Source organism: Chrysiogenia bacterium (genome assembly GCA_020434085.1).
In the GTDB taxonomy this organism is placed as follows: Bacteria; JAGRBM01; JAGRBM01; order JAGRBM01; family JAGRBM01; genus JAGRBM01.
Genome location: JAGRBM010000049.1, coordinates 1 through 1,525 on the forward strand (window position 1 = coordinate 1; position 1,525 = coordinate 1,525).

At 63.9% G+C, this 1,525-nt stretch carries 1 protein-coding gene; it reads right to left on the reverse strand.

What is annotated here, in order from left to right:
- Positions 1 to 262 precede the first annotated feature (262 nt).
- Positions 263 to 1,084, reverse strand: a complete 822-nt coding sequence (locus KDH09_01575; protein MCB0218359.1) for a MoxR family ATPase — start codon at positions 1,082 to 1,084, stop codon at positions 263 to 265.
- Positions 1,085 to 1,525 lie beyond the last annotated feature (441 nt).

The window sequence follows — 1,525 nt, forward strand, 5'->3', positions numbered from 1 at the left end:
AACGATCTCCGTTTGCGCGGAAGGAGAAATGGGAGAAGAAAAAATTTTTGGAATTTGTAAACACGGGCCGCGATCCAGGAAGGGCGAGGCATGCCTCGCCCCTACACCGGCCAGGACCGGCGCCTGGCCCGCATGTGCGGCACCAGACCCAACACCCGTAGGGGCGAGGCATGCCTCGCCCGGCCTCGATCCACCTTCGCGCAAGGCTTCGGCGGACAGGAAAAAATCACGGAAATGGAAAGGGGCTTAGCCCCCCCCCGACTCACCCCACCCAGCGGGTCTTTCGCTCGGCGACCTGGACGTCCTGGGGTTTCTTGAGGAGCACGCCCAGCAGCGGGACGGCCTGGGCGATCTGCTGCTCGTCGATGCCGCAGGCAACCAGGGTCTTGATCCAGTCGAGCAGCTCGCTCGTGGAGGGGGCCTTGCGGATCTCGGGCATCTCGCGGATTTCGTAGAATTTGCCGATGGCCGCGTCGGTGAGTTTCTGCCCCAGGTCGGGGTAGTGGACGCTCACGATCTGGCGCATGAGTTCTTCGTCGGGGAAGGCGATGTAGTGGAACACGCAGCGGCGCAGGAAGGCGTCGGGCAGTTCCTTTTCGGCGTTCGAGGTGATGATCACGATGGGCCGGTGCTTGGTCGCGATGGTCTCGTCGGTCTCGGGGATGTGGAAGCGCATCTCGTCGAGTTCGTTGAGCAGGTCGTTGGGGAATTCGAGCTCGGCCTTGTCGATCTCGTCGATGAGCAGGACGCACTGCTCTTCGGAGGCAAAGGCCTGCCCGAGCTTGCCCATGCGGATGTACTGGCTGATATCCGAGATGTCGTGGTCGCCAAAGCGCGCGTCGTTGAGGCGGGCCACCGTGTCGTAGGTGTAGAGGCCTTCCTGGGCGCGGGTGGTGCTTTTCACGTTCCAGATGAGCAGGGGCTTTTTCAGCCACGCCGCCACCGCGTGCGCCAGGCGGGTCTTGCCGGTGCCGGGCTCGCCCTTGATCAGCAGCGGGCGCTGCAGCGCCACCGCGGCCTCGACAATGCGGGCCAGTTCGTCATCAACAATGTAATCGCCGGTGCTGGTAAAGTTCTTGCTCATGGTGGGCCAGATTGTTGCCGATGGACGGGAAAAGGCCAAGGGGGCCGCGGTGGCGCCGCAGCAGCCCTGCAGGACGGATTTCGTCCACGTCCACGACCACGCAAAACGTCCACGACGAACGCAGGAGAAGGCGCGAATGCGCCCCCGACTTCGCTAAAGCTTCGTCGGGCTGGCGTGGACGTGGACGTGGACGTGGACGTGGACGTGGACAAAAAATGAGGCTGAACCAGTAGCCCGTCAACCGGGTAACAGTCGCTTGCAGGGGAGAGAAGTGAAGGCGACCTATTCCGCGTCCGGCAGCACCGCCACGCGGTGGATGATGCGCTCGAGGACGTGGAGGGTGTCCTCGTCGATGTCCTCGAAGCGAACGCCCATGCCGGGGCCGGCGTTCTCGTGCTGCTCGCCGGGGCGGTTGACCCAGACGACGGTGCCGCTCACGCG

Excerpts from the sequence above, each read along its gene's own strand:
- KDH09_01575 (MCB0218359.1), bottom strand. The coding sequence starts at position 1,084 with ATGAGCAAGAACTTTACCAGCACCGGCGATTACATTGTTGATGACGAA.